16 protein-coding genes are annotated in these 15,357 nt (G+C 69.3%); 7 read left to right on the top strand and 9 right to left on the bottom strand.

Annotated elements, in window-relative coordinates; translation table 11 throughout:
* Nucleotides 1–184: 184 nt before the first annotated feature.
* From ABSF49_RS03370 to ABSF49_RS03360, 3 genes are all read right to left on the bottom strand, one after another.
* The gene (locus tag ABSF49_RS03370) at nt 185–409 is read right to left on the bottom strand and encodes a hypothetical protein (protein ID WP_424111220.1); all 225 of its coding nucleotides are present in this window, start codon (nt 407–409) and stop codon (nt 185–187) included.
* Between the two features lie 105 nt (nt 410–514).
* Complete coding sequence (gene dapE / locus ABSF49_RS03365) at nt 515–1,684, bottom strand: succinyl-diaminopimelate desuccinylase (RefSeq protein ID WP_424111219.1); 1,170 nt, start codon at nt 1,682–1,684, stop codon at nt 515–517.
* 7 nt (nt 1,685–1,691) lie between these two features.
* A complete protein-coding gene (locus tag ABSF49_RS03360) occupies nt 1,692–2,279 on the bottom strand; it encodes a helix-turn-helix domain-containing protein (protein WP_424111218.1) in 588 nt (195 codons plus the stop codon).
* 147 nt (nt 2,280–2,426) lie between these two features.
* Here ABSF49_RS03360 and ABSF49_RS03355 point away from each other — a divergent pair, with 147 nt between their 5' ends.
* Nucleotides 2,427–2,639 carry a hypothetical protein gene (locus ABSF49_RS03355; RefSeq protein WP_424111217.1) on the top strand — a complete coding sequence of 71 codons (213 nt, stop codon included), beginning with the start codon at nt 2,427–2,429 and terminating at the stop codon, nt 2,637–2,639.
* A complete protein-coding gene (locus tag ABSF49_RS03350; RefSeq protein ID WP_424111216.1) occupies nt 2,636–3,211 on the top strand; it encodes a hypothetical protein in 576 nt (191 codons plus the stop codon). Before ABSF49_RS03355 ends, ABSF49_RS03350 begins: the two co-directional genes overlap by 4 nt.
* Nucleotides 3,212–3,777: 566 nt before the next feature.
* On the opposite strand, the gene ABSF49_RS03345 is transcribed toward ABSF49_RS03350, so the two are convergent.
* Entirely contained in the window at nt 3,778–4,524 is a 747-nt protein-coding gene (locus tag ABSF49_RS03345; protein ID WP_424111215.1) for a YebC/PmpR family DNA-binding transcriptional regulator, read from the bottom strand.
* A 149-nt stretch (nt 4,525–4,673) separates the two neighbouring features.
* On the opposite strand from ABSF49_RS03345, the gene ABSF49_RS03340 reads away from it, so the two are divergent.
* Nucleotides 4,674–5,294 carry an alpha-ketoglutarate-dependent dioxygenase AlkB gene (locus ABSF49_RS03340; RefSeq protein ID WP_424111214.1) on the top strand — a complete coding sequence of 207 codons (621 nt, stop codon included), beginning with the start codon at nt 4,674–4,676 and terminating at the stop codon, nt 5,292–5,294.
* A 460-nt stretch (nt 5,295–5,754) separates the two neighbouring features.
* Here the strand turns inward: ABSF49_RS03340 and grpE are convergent, their stop codons facing one another.
* The 5 genes from grpE to rsmI form a co-directional block, all read right to left on the bottom strand.
* A complete protein-coding gene (grpE, locus tag ABSF49_RS03335) occupies nt 5,755–6,351 on the bottom strand; it encodes a nucleotide exchange factor GrpE (RefSeq protein WP_424111213.1) in 597 nt (198 codons plus the stop codon).
* A gap of 86 nt (nt 6,352–6,437) precedes the next feature.
* Entirely contained in the window at nt 6,438–9,215 is a 2,778-nt protein-coding gene (locus ABSF49_RS03330; protein ID WP_424111212.1) for a [protein-PII] uridylyltransferase, read from the bottom strand.
* Complete coding sequence (gshB, locus tag ABSF49_RS03325; protein WP_424111211.1) at nt 9,212–10,171, bottom strand: glutathione synthase; 960 nt, start codon at nt 10,169–10,171, stop codon at nt 9,212–9,214. Before gshB ends, ABSF49_RS03330 begins: the two co-directional genes overlap by 4 nt.
* Before the next feature lie 16 nt (nt 10,172–10,187).
* Complete coding sequence (locus tag ABSF49_RS03320) at nt 10,188–10,571, bottom strand: YraN family protein (RefSeq protein ID WP_424111210.1); 384 nt, start codon at nt 10,569–10,571, stop codon at nt 10,188–10,190.
* Nucleotides 10,568–11,488, bottom strand: coding sequence for a 16S rRNA (cytidine(1402)-2'-O)-methyltransferase (rsmI, locus tag ABSF49_RS03315; protein WP_424111209.1), 921 nt, complete (start codon nt 11,486–11,488; stop codon nt 10,568–10,570). Before rsmI ends, ABSF49_RS03320 begins: the two co-directional genes overlap by 4 nt.
* Before the next feature lie 182 nt (nt 11,489–11,670).
* On the opposite strand from rsmI, the gene ABSF49_RS03310 reads away from it, so the two are divergent.
* From ABSF49_RS03310 to ABSF49_RS03295, 4 genes are all read left to right on the top strand, one after another.
* Complete coding sequence (locus ABSF49_RS03310) at nt 11,671–12,894, top strand: penicillin-binding protein activator (RefSeq protein ID WP_424111208.1); 1,224 nt, start codon at nt 11,671–11,673, stop codon at nt 12,892–12,894.
* 297 nt (nt 12,895–13,191) lie between these two features.
* The gene (locus ABSF49_RS03305) at nt 13,192–13,803 is read left to right on the top strand and encodes a LysE family translocator (RefSeq protein ID WP_424111207.1); all 612 of its coding nucleotides are present in this window, start codon (nt 13,192–13,194) and stop codon (nt 13,801–13,803) included.
* A 107-nt stretch (nt 13,804–13,910) separates the two neighbouring features.
* The gene (locus ABSF49_RS03300) at nt 13,911–14,135 is read left to right on the top strand and encodes a hypothetical protein (RefSeq protein ID WP_424111206.1); all 225 of its coding nucleotides are present in this window, start codon (nt 13,911–13,913) and stop codon (nt 14,133–14,135) included.
* Nucleotides 14,136–14,299: 164 nt separating this feature from the next.
* A partial coding sequence (locus tag ABSF49_RS03295) for a toll/interleukin-1 receptor domain-containing protein (RefSeq protein WP_424111205.1) occupies nt 14,300–15,357 on the top strand: 1,058 nt, incomplete at its 3' end.

Here is a 15,357-nt window from a genome sequence, read left to right as displayed (position 1 = left end):
CGTCGCTCGGCTTAACGTCGAACACTTCCGACGACAGATCGCCGTGGAAACCGACCCCAAAAAAGCGGGAAATTCTCCGTCGCCTCTTGACCGAAGAGGAAGCGAAGCTAGCCCGACTGTTGGCTGAGGCCGCGACGCCGTTGTGAAGCGGCTCGGAGGCCGACCCGGCCAGAATTTGGGCGTCTCAGTTTGAAAATTGCCCGAACGGATTCTTTTCCCGCGCCCAAATGGCATAGATGCGGGCAATTTCATTTCTTGCGATCGAATCGGTGAGCGGCCCCGTGCCGACGCCAAAGACATCGCAGCCCTCATCGATGAGATGACAGGCGGCCTCGATCGCGGCCTCGGGGCTCGGAGCCCGCGCGATGTGCTCCGATCCCTCCTTCCGATATTGGACGTGCCATGTCATAGCGCGACTAGATTGATCGTATCTTTGGAATCCGCAACTGAGGGACTCTACTCACACTGTCGGCGATAGCGCCGAGCGGTCCGGCGACGGCGCCCGTGACCGCGATCAGCCGCGCTCGCTTGCTGTGAAATAGAGTTCGAGCGCGCGCTCATAGACGCGCGACAGCGCTTCGAGGTCGTCAACCGCGACGCGCTCGTCGACCGCGTGCATGGTTTTGCCCACCAGGCCGACGTCGACCACCGGACAGGCGTCCTTGATGAAGCGCGCGTCCGACGTGCCGCCGCCGGTCGACAGCTTCGGCCTCACGCCCGTCGTCTCTTCGATCGCGCGCGCGACGAGGTCGGTGAAGGGCCCGCGCTGGGTCAGGAACGCGACGGCGTTGGTCGGGTCGAACGCAAGCGCGTAACGCGCGCCCTTCGCCGCCGCCGCGACGCGTTGCTCGATCTCGGCGGCGAGCGTCGCCGGCGTCCAAAGGTCGTTGAAGCGCACGTTGAAAACGACGCGAACCTCGCCGGGAATGACGTTGGTCGCCGGATTGCCGACATCGACGCTGACGATCTCGAGATTGGAGGGGTCGAAATCGGCCGTGCCCAAATCGAGCGGCGGCGCCTGCAGCGCCTCGAGCGCCGGCGCGAGCGCGCGGATCGGATTGTCAGCGAGAAGCGGATAGGCGACGTGACCCTGTCTGCCGATCAGCGTCAGCCGGCCGTTCAGCGAGCCGCGCCGGCCGTGCTTGATCGTATCGCCGAGCGCCGCCTGGCTGGTCGGCTCGCCGAGCAGGCAAGCGTCGAAACGCTCGCCGCGCGCGCGCGCCCAGTCGAGCAGCTTGACCGTGCCGTTGACCGCGGGGCCTTCCTCGTCGCCGGTCAAGAGAAACGAGATCGAGCCCTTGAACGGCCCGCGGGCGACGAAGCGCAACGCGGCGGCGAGCGCGGCGGCGACGCCGCCCTTCATGTCGGCCGCGCCGCGGCCCCACAACGCGCCGTCGGCGAGCGTCGCCGAGAACGGGGGAAAGCGCCAGCGCGTTTCGTCGCCGGGCGGCACGACGTCGGTGTGGCCGGCGAAGACGAAGTTCGGCGCGTCGCGGCCGAAGCGCGCCCACAGGTTGGCGATGGTCGGCGTTCCGCTTTCCGCGAACGAAACGATCTCGACGGCGAAACTGGCTTCGGCGAGCAGGCGCTGCACATAGGGCAGGGCGCCGGAATCGTCGGGCGTCACCGAGGGAAAGGCGACGAGCGCGCGCGCGATGTCGAGCGCGGAAGGGGCCGTCGGCATCGGCGGCCTATCTCGGCCGCATTTCGCGCACCAGCGCCGCCCAGTCGAGCGCGACGTCGTAGATCGGCGGCTCGGCGTTCGACAGCAGCGTCCACAGGTCGGCGATATGGCTGCGCTTCAGCGCCTTGATCAGCACGCGTCCGTCAGCGAGGCCGCACACGCACATGCGGCCGACGAGGTCGTCGCCGGGCGGCTCGCGCACGTCGTCGTAGAAGACGAGCCAATTGTCGAATAGCGCGCCGAGCGAATGGCCGCGGATCTGCACCGCCACGGTCTTGGCGCTGGCCGCGTCGGGCGCGCCGACTTCGTCGAACGGGCCCTGGCCGTCGGCGTAGAAATGAGCGATCGCGCCGGCGCCGACATGGCCGACCAGAGGCACCGTGGCGCGAATCGGCGGCGCGCGTCCGCCGCCGATCAGCCGCGGCGGCTCGACGCCGAGATACGTGGCGGCGATGGCGATCTCGTCGGCGCGCAGGCGGCGGCGGCCATTGAGCAGATCGGTCACCGCCGAGGGCGAGCGGCCGAGGGCGCGGGCGAGGCCGCTGCGAGTCTTGCCGGTCTCCTCGAGCGCGGCGCGGATCCAATCGACGGTCATGAAATGATTATTCGGCTTTTCAGAACATACGCAATCATGAATATCAGAAATAATGCTTGACGGGAGGTGCTGATGTTCAGAAAATAAGAACAAAGAGCGAACATGTGACCGCCGGTCGCGACGCTTTTTCCAGTCGAGGAGGATCGCTTGCCCCGTCGCCGCCGCCCGCGAACCGAGACCGCCCATCAGCTCCTTGTCGCCGCCTGCGCCGCCCATCTGCGCGACCTCAAGCGCGTTCATCGCGCCCCGCCGCCCGACCTCGCGATCCCCAGCGTCGCGATTCCGGCGCGGCTCCACGGTCCGGACCCGGCCTCCTATTGCTCCTCTCCCGCCGCCATGTGCGCGGAGCTGGCGCAATGAGCGGCAAGGCGGCGACGCGGCGCGCGAAAGCCCGCGCGCAGGGCGAATCCGAACGGCTCGACGCGACGCCGGAGCGGCTTGCGCGCGCCGCCGAGGCGGGCCAGAGGACCGAGCGCGACGCCGACAAACTGCGCCGGCTGGTCGATCCGTTCGACGTCATGCGCTCGACCCGCGCGCTGGCGCCGCACGATCCGCGGCTCAACGACCTGCGCTGGCTGATCGGCGAAGCGTTGCGCCGGCTGCACCGCCGCGCCGACCTCGACGCGTTGCGCGCCGCGCCCCTCGACCGGGTCGGCGGCGCCGGCCAGCCAGGGCCGCGCTCCGGCCTGCCGGCGAGCGAGATCGCACTGCATGCGCGCGATAAATTGCGCGCTGCGGCGGCGCTCGCCGGCCCGGCCGCCTGGCCGATCCTGACCCGCGTCGTCGTCGAGGGCGCGTCGTTGCGCGATTGCCGCCGTCTGGTGCCGGAAATCGTCACGCCGTGGCGCGCCGACGCCGTGCTCGCCGACCGCCTGCGCGTCGGTCTCGACCGGTTGGGCGAGGTTGTCGGCGTGACGGCGAGGGGACGGTGAAACGCCACTCCAACAGTCGCGGTCCCCCTTCCGTTCACCCGCAGTTCAGCCCGCATCCCGTAATTTCGCGGCGTTGGGTGGCCAGACACGGAGGCTCTCATGGTGAACCGCATTCTCGTCGGCGGATTCGCGGCGGCTTTGGCCGGCGCGGCAATGCTGGCGATCTCGTCCGCGCCGGCTTCGGCCTTCACGTTGACGTCGCCTTCGCTCGAAAAACCAGTCGCGGCGGCCGACATCCAACATGTTTGGTGCCATTGGAACTGCGGTTGGGGTTACCACCGCGGTTGGGGTCCGGGTTGGGGCCCTGGTTGGGGCCCGGGCCCCTGGTATTGGAACCATCGTCACTGTGGGTACAACCGCTGGGGTCAGTGGGTCTGCTGGTGATGAGGCTCGCATCGCGGCGATGAGTCCTTGAAGGCGCGCTACAACAATCCCCTCTCCCCGCTTGCGGGGAGAGGGTTAGGGCGAGGGGCGGGGCGATTGGCCTCACGGGCGGAGCGGCCAGTCTCCCGGCCCCTCATCCTGACCTTCTCCCCGCCTCGCGGGGAGAAGGGACCTCGCGCCGCTCAGTCTTCCATCTTGGCGATCAGCGCGTCGGACACTTCGAAGTTCGCCGAGACGGTCTGAACGTCGTCGTTCTCCTCGAGCGCGTTGATCAGGCGCAGGATCTTCTCGCCGGTCTCGTCGTCGACCGAAATCGTGTTCTGCGCCCGCCAGACGATCGAGGCCTTGTGCGGCTCGCCGAACTTCGCTTCGAGCGCTTTCTGCGCCACGCGCAGCGACTCGATGCTGGTGACGATCTCGTGCTCGTCGCCTTCCGAGACGACGTCGTCGGCGCCGGCTTCGATCGCCGCTTCGAGCATCGCGTCGTCGGTCGCGATTGCGCGGTCGAAGACGATCGCGCCGACGCGGTCGAACATGAACGACACCGCGCCGGTCTCGGCGAGCGAGCCGCCCGCCTTGGTGAAATAGGAGCGCACCTCGCCGGCGGTGCGGTTGCGATTGTCGGTCAGCGCTTCGACGATGATCGCGACGCCGCCCGGCGCGTAGCCCTCGTAGCGCACTTCCTCGTAATTCTCGGTGTCGGCCGACGACGCCTTCTTGATCGCGCGCTCGATGTTGTCCTTCGGCATGTTTTCGGCTCGCGCCTCGATCACGGCGGCGCGCAGCCGCGCGTTCATCGCCGGGTCGGGCATGCCGAGCTTGGCGGCGACGGTGATTTCGCGCGCCAGCTTGGAGAAGAGCTTGGAGCGGATCGCGTCCTGCCTGCCCTTCTTGTGCATGATGTTCTTGAACTGGCTATGACCCGACATGCATCGCCTCAGATAAGCGCGCGGTTCGCGCGCGTGGCCTCGAAGGAACGCGCCGGAACGCGCGCGTAGCGTAGAATTGGCGCCTCCTATACGACGCGCCCCGCGTTGAGGAAAGACGGCGTGAGCCGAACAAGGATGGTCCCCCGCCGATGCCCGTCGCCATCGAAATCGCCCCCGGCGTCCGCTGCTATCCCGGCTATCTCGACCGCGCCGGCCAGGAGGCGCTGCGCGACGAAATCGGCGCGGTCCTTGCCGCCGCGCCGCCGTTCGCGCCGCGCATGCCGAGGACCGGCAAGCCGTTCTCGGTCCGGATGAGCAATTGCGGCCCGCTCGGCTGGGTGTCGGACGAAATGGGCTACCGCTATCAGGCCACCCATCCCGAGACCGGGACGCCGTGGCCGCCGGCGCCGGCGCGGCTCAAGGCGGTCTGGGCCGCGCTCGCGCCCGGCGCGCCGCCGCCCGAAGCGTGCCTGATCAACCTCTACGACGCGACCGCCCGGATGGGCCTGCATCAGGACCGCGACGAAGCGGAGCTGTCGGCGCCCGTCGTCTCGCTGTCGCTTGGCGACACGGCCTTGTTCCGGGTCGGCGGCCTGAACCGCGGCGGCCCGACGCGTTCGTTCCGCCTCGCTTCCGGCGACGCGATGACGCTCGGCGGGCCGGGCCGGCTGGCGTTCCATGGGGTCGAGCGCGTCTACCCCGGCAGTTCGACCCTGCTCGCCGAGGGCGGACGGATCAACCTGACAATGCGGCGGGTGACGAAGGGGTGAATCCCCCTCTCCCCGCCCGCAGTTACAGCGTTCACACATCTTCAGCCCGGGGCCACATCGGCCCGGCGCCGTCAAGCGGCTTCGCCGCTCCTACGCTTTGCTTCGGCCGCTTCGCGATGACTGCGCCGTTCCGACGTGGCGTTCTTGTTTCCATGGCCTTTGGCGAGCGGAGCCGGCCGCACGGCCGGCCCGCTCACCAAAGATCGTGGAAACCAACGGCCTGAGCCGCGCGGAGGAGTCAATGTTTGCGAGTGAAACGAGCAAGCCGCGAAGCGGCCGCGCTTGGCGCGACATTGACGCCGAGCACGGATCAGGCAGAGCTGGCGTTGGATATTTGGCGTTCGGATGTGCGAATCCGCTAGGCTCGCGGGGAGAGAGCGCTCTTTGCGTTATGGCCGTCGCGGCCGCCCTCCCGGCCCCTCAACCTGACCTTCTCCCGCAAGCGGGGAGAAGGGACAGATCAAGCCTCCGCCGCCGGCGGGTCGTCGCCGTTCTTCGGCTCGGCCTTGGGGCCGCCCTTGGAGACGGCGACCAGGGCCGGGCGCAGCACCCGTTCGCCGATCTTCCAGCCGCTCTGCACGACGTCGGCCACCGACCCGGCCGGCAGGCTGTCGTTGGGGATCTCGTACATTGCCTGGTGGAAATTGGGGTCGAATTTCTCGCCCTCCGGCGACAGCTTGGTCACGCCATAGCGGCCGAGCGCGGCATGGAGGTCGCGCTCGGTCAGCTCGACGCCCTCGAACAGCGCTTTCACCGCCGCGTCGGCCGCGGCGCGCGCCTCGGCCGGCACGCTTTCCACCGCGCGGGCGAGGTTGTCGGCGACGGAGAGCATGTCGCGGGCGAGATTGGCGACGCCATAGGCGCGCGCGTCGGCGACCTCGCGCTCGGTGCGCCGGCGCAAGTTCTCCATCTCGGCCAGCGCGCGCAGCAGGCGGTCCTTGAGTTCGGCGTTCTCGGCGTTGAGCTTCTCGATCACCGCGAAGGGATCGGGTTCGGCGGCCTGGGCGGCCGGCTCAGCGACAGGCGCTTCGGTCGGCGCCTCGGTAGTGTCTTTCATTCGGAAAAGCCCCAAGTTTGGTTGCGCCCGATATCAGCGTTGGCGGGGCAAAAATCAAGCCGCAGCGCGGCGGTGCGCCGCCGGCTTCAGAAAATCGCCAACAAATGGCGCTTGATCGCCGCCTGGCGCGAGGGCGACGCGATCTTCGCCCCGGTCAGGTCGGTGACGTAGAAGGAATCGACCGCCTTTTCGCCAAAAGTGACGATATGGGCCGAGCCGATGTTGAGGTTGAGCCGCGATAGCGCCGCGGTCAGCTCATAGAGCAGGCCGGGCCGGTCGAGGCCCTCGACCTCCAGCACCGTGTAGCGGTGCGACATCGCGTTGTCGATCGACACCGCCGGCGGGATGCGGAAGGCCCCAACGCGCGCGTCGCGGCCGCTGTGGGCCTGCTTGACCAGCTCGCTGACCTTGATCTCGCCGCGCAGGGCCTGCTCGATGGTGCGAGCCATGCGGTTTGCCCGCCGCATCTCGTCCTCGTCCAGCGCAAAGGCGCGCGTGACTGAGATCGTGTCGAGCGCAAAGCCGTCGACCGTGGTGAAGATCTGCGCGTCGACGATGTTGCCGCCGGCCGCCGCGCAGGCGCCGGCGACGAACGACAGCAGCCGGGGGTGGTCGGGCGCGACGACGGTGATCTCGGTGACGCCGCGATAGGAATCGCTCGCCACTTCGGTCACCAGCGAGCGGACGTCGGCCGCCATCGCGTAGAGCAGCTTGGCGTGGGCGACGAGATGCGGCAAATCGACCTTGATCCAATAGGCCGGGTAGTGACGCTGCGCATAGGCGTCGAAGTCGGGGTCCGACCAGCCGGGCAGCGCCTTGCGCAGCGCCTCCTGCGCCGCCGCGACCCGCGCCTTGCGGTCGATCGCCGAATGGCCGCCGCCGAGCACGAGTTCGGTCTCCCAGTAGAGCGTGCGCAGGAGCTGGCCCTTCCAGCCGTTCCAGACGCCGGGCCCGACGGCGCGGATGTCGGCGACGGTCAGCGCCAGCAGCATCTTGAGCCGGTCGAGCGACTGCACCCTCGCCGCCAGGGCTTCGGCGGTGCGCGGGTCGGCGAGGTCGCGTCCCTGCGCCATGTTCGACATCGTCAGATGCTGCTCGATCAGCCAGGCGACGCGGTCGCAGTCGGCGGCGTCGAGGCCGAGGCGCGGGCAGAGGCGGCGCGCCACCTCCGCCCCGGCGATCGAATGGTCCTCAGGCCGGCCCTTGGCGATGTCGTGCAGGAACGCTGCGACATAGAGCGCCGAGCGGCTGGGCATGTGCGGCGCCAGCTCGCTGACCAACGGGTGCGCCTGCTTGAATTCGCCGGCCTCGATTCGGCTGAGCACGCCGACGGTGCGCAGCAGGTGCTCGTCGATCGTGTAATGGTGATACATCGAAAACTGCATCAGGCCGACGACGCGGCCGAAGTCGGGGATGAAGCGGCCGAGCACGCCCGCTTCGTTCATCCTTCTGAGCGCCGTTTCCGGCGACCGGCGCGAGGTGAGGATGGCGAGGAACAGTCGGTTCGCCTCCGGATCGGCGCGCAGCTCGGCGTCGATGCGCTTCAGCGACTGGGTGACGAGCCGCGTCGCGTCCGGATGGATGGCGAGGCTCGAGCGATCGGCGACCCAATAGAGTCGGATGAGGTTGACCGGATCGCGTTCGAACGCGTCGGCGCGGATGACGTTGATGCGGTCGTGGTCGATCTTGAAATCGACCGCGTCGTCGAGCGCCTGCGGCCGGCGCCGCAGCCGACCGAGGAAGCGGTCGAACCCCTGGGTCGGCTTGGCCTGCCGCTCTTCGAGCGCGGCGCAGACGATCGCGGTCAAATCGCCGACGTCCTTGGCGACGAGAAAATAGTGCTTCATGAAGCGTTCGACGTCGGCTTGGCCGGCGCGCGCGGCGTAGCCGAGTCGCTCGGCGATCGGCCGCTGCACGTCGAAGCTCAACCGTTCTTCGGCGTGACCGGTGAGGAAGTGGAGGTGGCAGCGCACCCGCCAGAGGAATTCTTCGCAGCGCGAGAACAGGTTGAATTCGCGCTGCGAGAACAGCCCCGCTTCGACGAGTTCGCGCGGGTCGCGCACCCGGTAGACGTATTTGGCGATCCAGAACAGCGTGTTGAGGTCGCGCAGGCCGCCCTTGCCTTCCTTGATGTTCGGCTCGACGAGATAGCGCGACTCGCCAGCGCGTTTGACCCGCGCGTCGCGTTCGCCGAGCTTGGCGGTGACGAATTCGCTCGCCGTCTTGGCGACGATCTCCTTGTCGAAGCGCGCGGCCAGCGTCGCGAGCTTCCTTGCGTCGCCCGCGATCAGCCGCGCTTCCAGCACCGAGGTGCGGATCGTCATGTCGGCGCGCGCCTGGCGGAGGCATTCGTCGATCGTCCGCGTCGCGTGGCCGACCTTCTGCTTGAGGTCCCACAGCACGTAGAGGACCGTCTCGATCAGCTTCGCGTCGCCGGCGTCCTTCTCGTCGTCGATCAGGAACAGCAGGTCGATGTCGGAGCCGGGCGCCAGCATGCCGCGGCCGTAGCCGCCGACGGCGAGGATGGTCAGCCCCCTCGCCTTGGCCGCGCCGTCGGGATGGGCGAGGCGAACCGCCATGTCGTGCACGGCGCAGATGATTTCGTCTTCGAGATCGCTGAGCGCGCGCGCGCACGCGCGGCCGCGGCCGCCCTCTTCGAGCGCCCGCTGCGCCTCGGCGCGTCCGGCTTCGAGCGCGGCGGCGAAGACCTCGACCGCGCCGCGGCGGAACGCCGCTTCGTCGTTCTTGATCTTGGCGCGCAGCCGCTCGAGCTTCGTCTCGACCTCGTCGCGGTCGAACAGATCGGCGGGCGCGCTGCGGCCGCGGCGGGCGCGCGCGCCGAGAGCCGAGGACACGGCGGTCATGGCGCGGCTCCTGCGGCGCGCCGCCTCGCTTCGATCGCGTCCCAGATCGCCGCCGCGAGGTCGGGGCCGCCGAGCTTGCGCACGGCGCGGATGCCGGTCGGCGAGGTGACGTTGATTTCGGTCAGCCAGCCGTCGATCACGTCGATGCCGACGAAGACGAGGCCGCGCCGCTTCAATTCGGGGCCGATGCGGGCGCAGATTGCGCGCTCGCGCGCCGTCAGCTCGGTCTCAACCGCCGCGCCGCCGCGCACCATGTTGGAGCGGATGTCGTCCTCGGCCGGCACGCGGTTGACCGCCCCGAGCGCCTCGCCGTCGACCAGGATGATGCGCTTGTCGCCCTCGACGATCTGCGGCAGGAACTTCTGGATCACCCACGGCTCGCGAAAGGTGTTGGAGAACAGGTCGAACAGCGAGCCGAAATTCGGGTCGCGTTCGCCGACCTTGAACACCGAGCCGCCGCCGAAGCCGTAGAGCGGCTTCATCACCACCTCGCCGTGCGCGGCGCGGAACGCCTCGATCGCGGCGCGCTCGCGCGAGATCAGCGTCGGCGGCATCAGCTCGGGAAAGTCCATCACGAACAGCTTTTCCGGCGCGTCGCGCACCGCGCGCGGGTCGTTGACCACCAGGGTCTTGGGATGGATGCGCTCGAGCAGATGGGTGGTGGCGATATAGGCGAGGTCGAACGGCGGGTCTTGGCGCAACAGGACGACGTCGAGGTCGGCGAGTTCGATCGTGCGCGCTTCGCCGAGGGTGAAATGGTCGCCCGGCTCGTCGCGCACGGCGAGCGGCTGGGCCTCGACGAACAGCCGCGCGCCCAGCAGGTTGAGCCGGTCGGGGGTGTAATAGAGCAGCGTGTGGCCGCGCGCTTGCGCTTCGAGCAGCAGCGCGAAGGTCGAGTCGCCGGCGATGCGGATGCGCTCGATCGGGTCCATCTGCACGGCGACGGTCAACGGCATGGCGGAATCGGTCCCTTCAATCGAGGTCCAGCCTATACGCTGCGGCAAGGTGGCGGGGAAGCCGCCGCGGCGCGACGAAGACGGCGTCGCCGCGCAGATTCAAGGCCGCCGCCCACGGGTTGCGTGCGAGCCAGATCCGCGCCGCGCGGCCGATGCGGCGCCGCTTGGCCTCGGTGATCGCTTCCATCGCCGCGTCGAGATCGTCGCGCGCCTTGACCTCGACGAAAGCGATCGTCGCGCCGCGCCGCACAATGAGATCGATCTCGCCGCCGGCGGCGGCGAAACGGCGGGCGAGCGCGTGGTAGCCTTTCAGCCGCAGCAGCAGCGCGGCGATCGACTCGGCGCGCAGGCCGAACCGGTGGGCGCGCCGCCGCGCCTTGGCCGGCCGCGCCGGCGTCACCGCCGTGTCCCGGCGAGCCTGAGCGCCCGCGCATAGACTTCGCGCCGCGGCAGGCCCGCTTCGACCGCCACCGCGGCGGCCGCGTCCTTGACCGACAGGTCGGCGAGCGCGTCGAGGATCATCGCGTCGAGCGTCTCGGCCGCCGGCCTGGCGGCGGGCGCGGGCGGGCCGACGACGACGACGATCTCGCCCTTCGGCGCGGCGGCGGCGGCGTAATCGGCGGCGAGTTCGCTCAGCGTCGCGCGGCGCGTCTCCTCGTGCAGCTTGGTCAATTCGCGCGCCACCGCCGCCGGTCGCGGCCCCAGCCCGGCGGCGAGGTCGGCGAGCGCTTCGGCGAGCCGGCCGGGCGCTTCGTAGAAGACCAGCGTCGCCGGGATCGCCGCCAGCGCCGCGATCCGCTCGCGCCGCGCCGCCGTCTTGGCCGGCAGGAAGCCCTCGAAGAAGAAACGGTCGGTCGGCAGCGCCGCGGTCGTCAGCGCCGCGATCGCCGCGCAGGGGCCGGGCAGGGCGAAGACGGCGATTCCCGCCGCCGCCGCCTCGACCACCAGCTTGTAGCCGGGGTCGGAGACCAGCGGCGTGCCGGCGTCGGAAACCAACGCCAGCGCTTCGCCGGCGGCGAGGCGGGCGAGGACGCGCGGGCGGACTTCGGCGGCGTTGTGCTCGTGATAGGCGACGAGCGGCGCGGCGATGTCGTAGCGGTCGAGCAGGCGGCGGGTGACACGCGTATCCTCGGCCAGGATCGCATCGGCCGCCGCCAAGGTCGTGAGCGCCCGCAACGAGACGTCGCCGAGATTGCCGATCGGCGTCGCCACGACATAGAGGCCGGGCGCGAGGGCGGCGGCCTCGACGCGCGCCCCCAGCGCTGAGAAGCCGCGCGGCCGCGGCGTCGGGATCGGCTGCGGGTGACGCATCGTCATGTTCGTTTTGAGCCTTGTCCGCCTCACTGGCCTTCCTAGCATCCGGGGCCGAAAATGCCACAATCGACGCAAAATGTGGTCGCGGTTCTCAGACGGCGCGCGACGCCGGCAAAAGCGCTAGAATGTCGGTGGGTCCGAGCGATTCGTGACAGTTCTTCTGGCCCCGGGCGGGGGAGGTTTCCATGCCGAAAGGCGCCTCGAGGGTGGCGGAGCGTGGGCTCGCCGGGGCGGCGCGCGCGTTTGCCGGTTGCGCGCTGCTCGCGTTGGCCGGCTGCACCTCGAGCGGATTGGGGCTGTCGCCGGGCCCGTCCCCTGACATCGGCGCCGCGCCGGTGCCGGACGTCCAGGCGCAGCCGCTCGTCGGGCCGACGGTCGGCCAAACGGTCGGCACGGGGCCGGTGCGGGTCGGCTTGATCCTGCCGCTGACCCAGAACGGCCAGCCGAGCAGCGTCGGCGTCGCGATGGGCGACGCGGCTCAGCTCGCCGTCGAAGAATCCGGCATGAACGACGTGACGTTGATGATCGTCGACGACCACGGCGCCCCGGACGGCGCCGCGCAAGCCGGCCAGGCGGTCATCGGCGCCGGGGCGGAGATCATCCTCGGGCCGCTGCTCGCCGCCGACGTGCGCGAGGTCGCGCGGGTCGCCAAGACAGCCGGCCGGCCGGTCGTCGCCTTCTCGACCGACGAGAGCGTCGCCCAACCCGGCGTCTATCTGCTGTCGTTCCTGATCGAGTCCTACGCCGACAAGGCGGCCGAATACGCGGTCTCGAAGGGCAAGAAGAATTTCGCCGTGCTGGCGCCGCAAAGCGATTACGCCAATGTCGCGGTCGGCGAGTTCCAGCAGGCGGCGCAGCGGCTCGGCGCGCGCGTCGTCACCGTCGCGCGTTATCCCGCCGGCCAGCCGCAGGCCGGCGTGCAGGATCTCGCCGGCGCGCCCGGCGGCTACGACGCGCTGTTCATTCCCGAGCAGGCCGACGGCATGCCGGCGCTGGCGGCGGCGCTGGCGACGAGCGGCGTCAGGACGCAGATCCTCGGCACCGGCGTATGGAACGATCCGCGCGTACTGCGCCTGCCGGCGCTGCAGGGGGCGTGGTTCGCCGCGCCCGACAACGCCGGCTTCAACGCCTTCGCCCAGCGCTACAAGGCGCGCTTCAACGCCGAACCGCTGCGGCTCGCCTCGCTCTCCTATGACGCCGCGTCGCTGGTGGCGGCGCTGGCGCGCGCGCAAGGGGCGCAACGCTATTCGCCGGCCGTGCTGACCAACCCGTCCGGCTTCAACGGCGTCGACGGCGTCTTCCGCTTCCGCGCCGAGGGCCCCAACGAGCGCGGCCTGGCGGTGATGCAGATCAGCGGCGGCATGGCGACCGTCGTCAGCCCGGCGGCGCCGCGTTTCCCCGGTGCCTAGATTGGAAAGGTCCTGCGCGGCCGAGCGCCATCCTTCCCCGCTGCGCGGGCAGGGGAACCGCGCGTGAGCGCGGTGGAGGGGGCGCCCGATCCTCGCCCGCGGCGCGGTGGAGGGGCGCCCGACGCAGCCGCCGCCCCTCATCCTGAGGCGCCCTCGCGTGAGCGAGGGCCTCGAAGGATGCTCCAGGGATCGCGCTTTCTGGAGCGTCCTTCGAGGCCGCTTCGCGGCGCCTCAGGACGAGGTTCGAGGAGACCTGAGCGCAACGCGCTCTAAGCCCGTCTGAAAGGAGTCCCGCCGATGTCGCTTGCGTTCTGGATCACCACGCTGATCGTCGTCGCTTCGCCGGGAACCGGCGTCGCCTTCACGCTTGCCGCCGGCCTGTCGCGCGGCGCGCGCGCGAGCCTCGTCGCCGCTTTCGGCTGCACGCTCGGCATCGCGCCGCATGTCGCCGCGGCGATGCTCGGCCTCGCCGCCGTGCTGCACGCCAGCGCCGTCGCCTTCGCCGCGGTCAAATACGCCGGCGTCGCCTATCTGCTGTTCATGGCGTGGAACGCGCTGCGCGAGGGCGGTTCGCTCAGCGTCGACGCCGCGCCGTCGCGCCGTTCCGATCTGCGCGTCGTCGTCGACGCCGTGCTGGTCAACCTGCTCAATCCCAAGCTGTCGATCTTCTTCGTCGCCTTCCTGCCGCAGTTCGTCGGCGCCGAGGAAGCCCACCCGCTCATCCGCATGGGCGAGCTCTCCGCCGCCTTCATGCTCGCGACCTTCGTCGTTTTCGCGCTCTACGGCGTGTTCGCCGCCGCGGCGCGCCGCCACGTCCTCGAGCGCCCGCGCGTGCTCGCCTGGCTCCGCCGCAGCTTCGCCGCCGCCTTCGGCGCGCTGGCGGTAAGGTTGGCGCTGGCGGAAAGGTGAGGGGGCGGGGGGGCGGGCGGGGAATTCGTATCCTGCCGCAGTGAGGCCCCGCAATGCAAAGTTATCACATGGATACGAACTTCTGAAGCAGCCTAAGGGAGGGCAAGATGCCGCGTCTGCAACAAGAGCTTGTGCAAATCGTAGCCAACGGCGGTGGTCTTGATCTGAGAGTCGGTTTTCGGAGCCAGCAAGACCTCGTGCAACTTGCGGCTAACGCTAGGGCAAGCGGGGCGACGATTATCCTCCGCGACGTTGGAACGAAGGCGACAGCCGAACTCGTTCAGATCGCGGCGAACGCCCAAGGCAAGGTCTTATTTGTAATTGACGACTAGGCTTCCGGCGGCTTCCCTTTGGGTGGGTTGTGACAACGACCATCTTGGCACGGCGATGCCGCTCGGTGCGCCGTCCACCCCATCACCGTAACGCCCTCATTTCCCGCCCGCCGCTTGACTTCTCCCGCCGCCGCGCGACGCTGTCGACGCAATCGAGCCGCGCCGTGACGATTCCCACCCGCAAACCGATCGTCTTCATCAGCTACGCCCATGCCGACGAGCCGGAAAGGCCGGACGAGGGAGAGGTGAAATGGCTGTCGTTTGTCATCGGCTATTTGCGCGCGGCGGTGAAGCAGGACGCGATCGAAATCTGGAGGGACGAACTTCTTCGCGCCGGCGACAACTGGAATTTCGAGATCGAGCGCAAGCTGCGGGAATGCGATATTTTTCTGCTGCTGTGCTCGCATAACTCCTTGTCGTCAGACTATGTCGTCGACAAGGAATTGGCGATCGTTCGCGAGCGACAGAAGAACGGCGAAGACGTCCGCATCGTGCCACTGCTGCTGACGCCGACGCCGAAAATCGCCCTCGAGCTGGTGAACAACCTCGTGATCCGCCCGCGCGACGGAAAGGCGCTATCGAGCTACCCGCCGCACGAGCGCATGGAGCGCACCTCCAAGGTGGTGGATGAGATCGCGGAAATGGCCGCGGAGATGGCGGCGCGCCCGCTACGTTCCGTTACAGCTGCGCCGACGATACATGATAGTAAGGAGCTAATTGTTTGGTTGAGCGGGCACCCGCCAGAAGTCTCGCAGGCGATCGCGGTCCGAGCCGCTCTTAGGGTGCTGCCGTTGTTCGTGAACTGGCGGGAGCGGGCCGCCGAGCCGGCCGATGCGCGACAATTCTCTCATCGGGCATTGGCCTTGTTTTGGGCGAGCGCGCTAGCGCGAGTTGTCGCCAAATATCCGGCCCGCGCAAATAACTTCACCGCCAAATCCGCCGTCGAAGCGGCAAACGCCGCCGCCCGCGACGCCGGCACTGTCGGCGGCGTCACCCACGCCGACGCAGCCTACACTGCCGCCCGCGCCGCCGCTCACGCGGCCGGCACCGCCGCCTACGCCTCTATCGACGCCGGTGCCGCCACTGACGCCGCCAACACCGCCCTCCGGGCGGAGGACGCCTACGTCGCCGCCAATTTGCCCCAATCTCAGTTTTGGGACGCCGTATCTGACGATGTTCAGCGATTGCAAGAGGGAAGCCTTGCGAGCGTCATAGACGCTCC

This window comes from Roseiarcus sp. (genome assembly GCF_049514155.1).
Lineage (GTDB): Bacteria > Pseudomonadota > Alphaproteobacteria > Rhizobiales > Beijerinckiaceae > Roseiarcus.
Note: the sequence above shows the minus strand (reverse complement) of the source record. Positions and strands in the feature narration are given on the sequence as shown.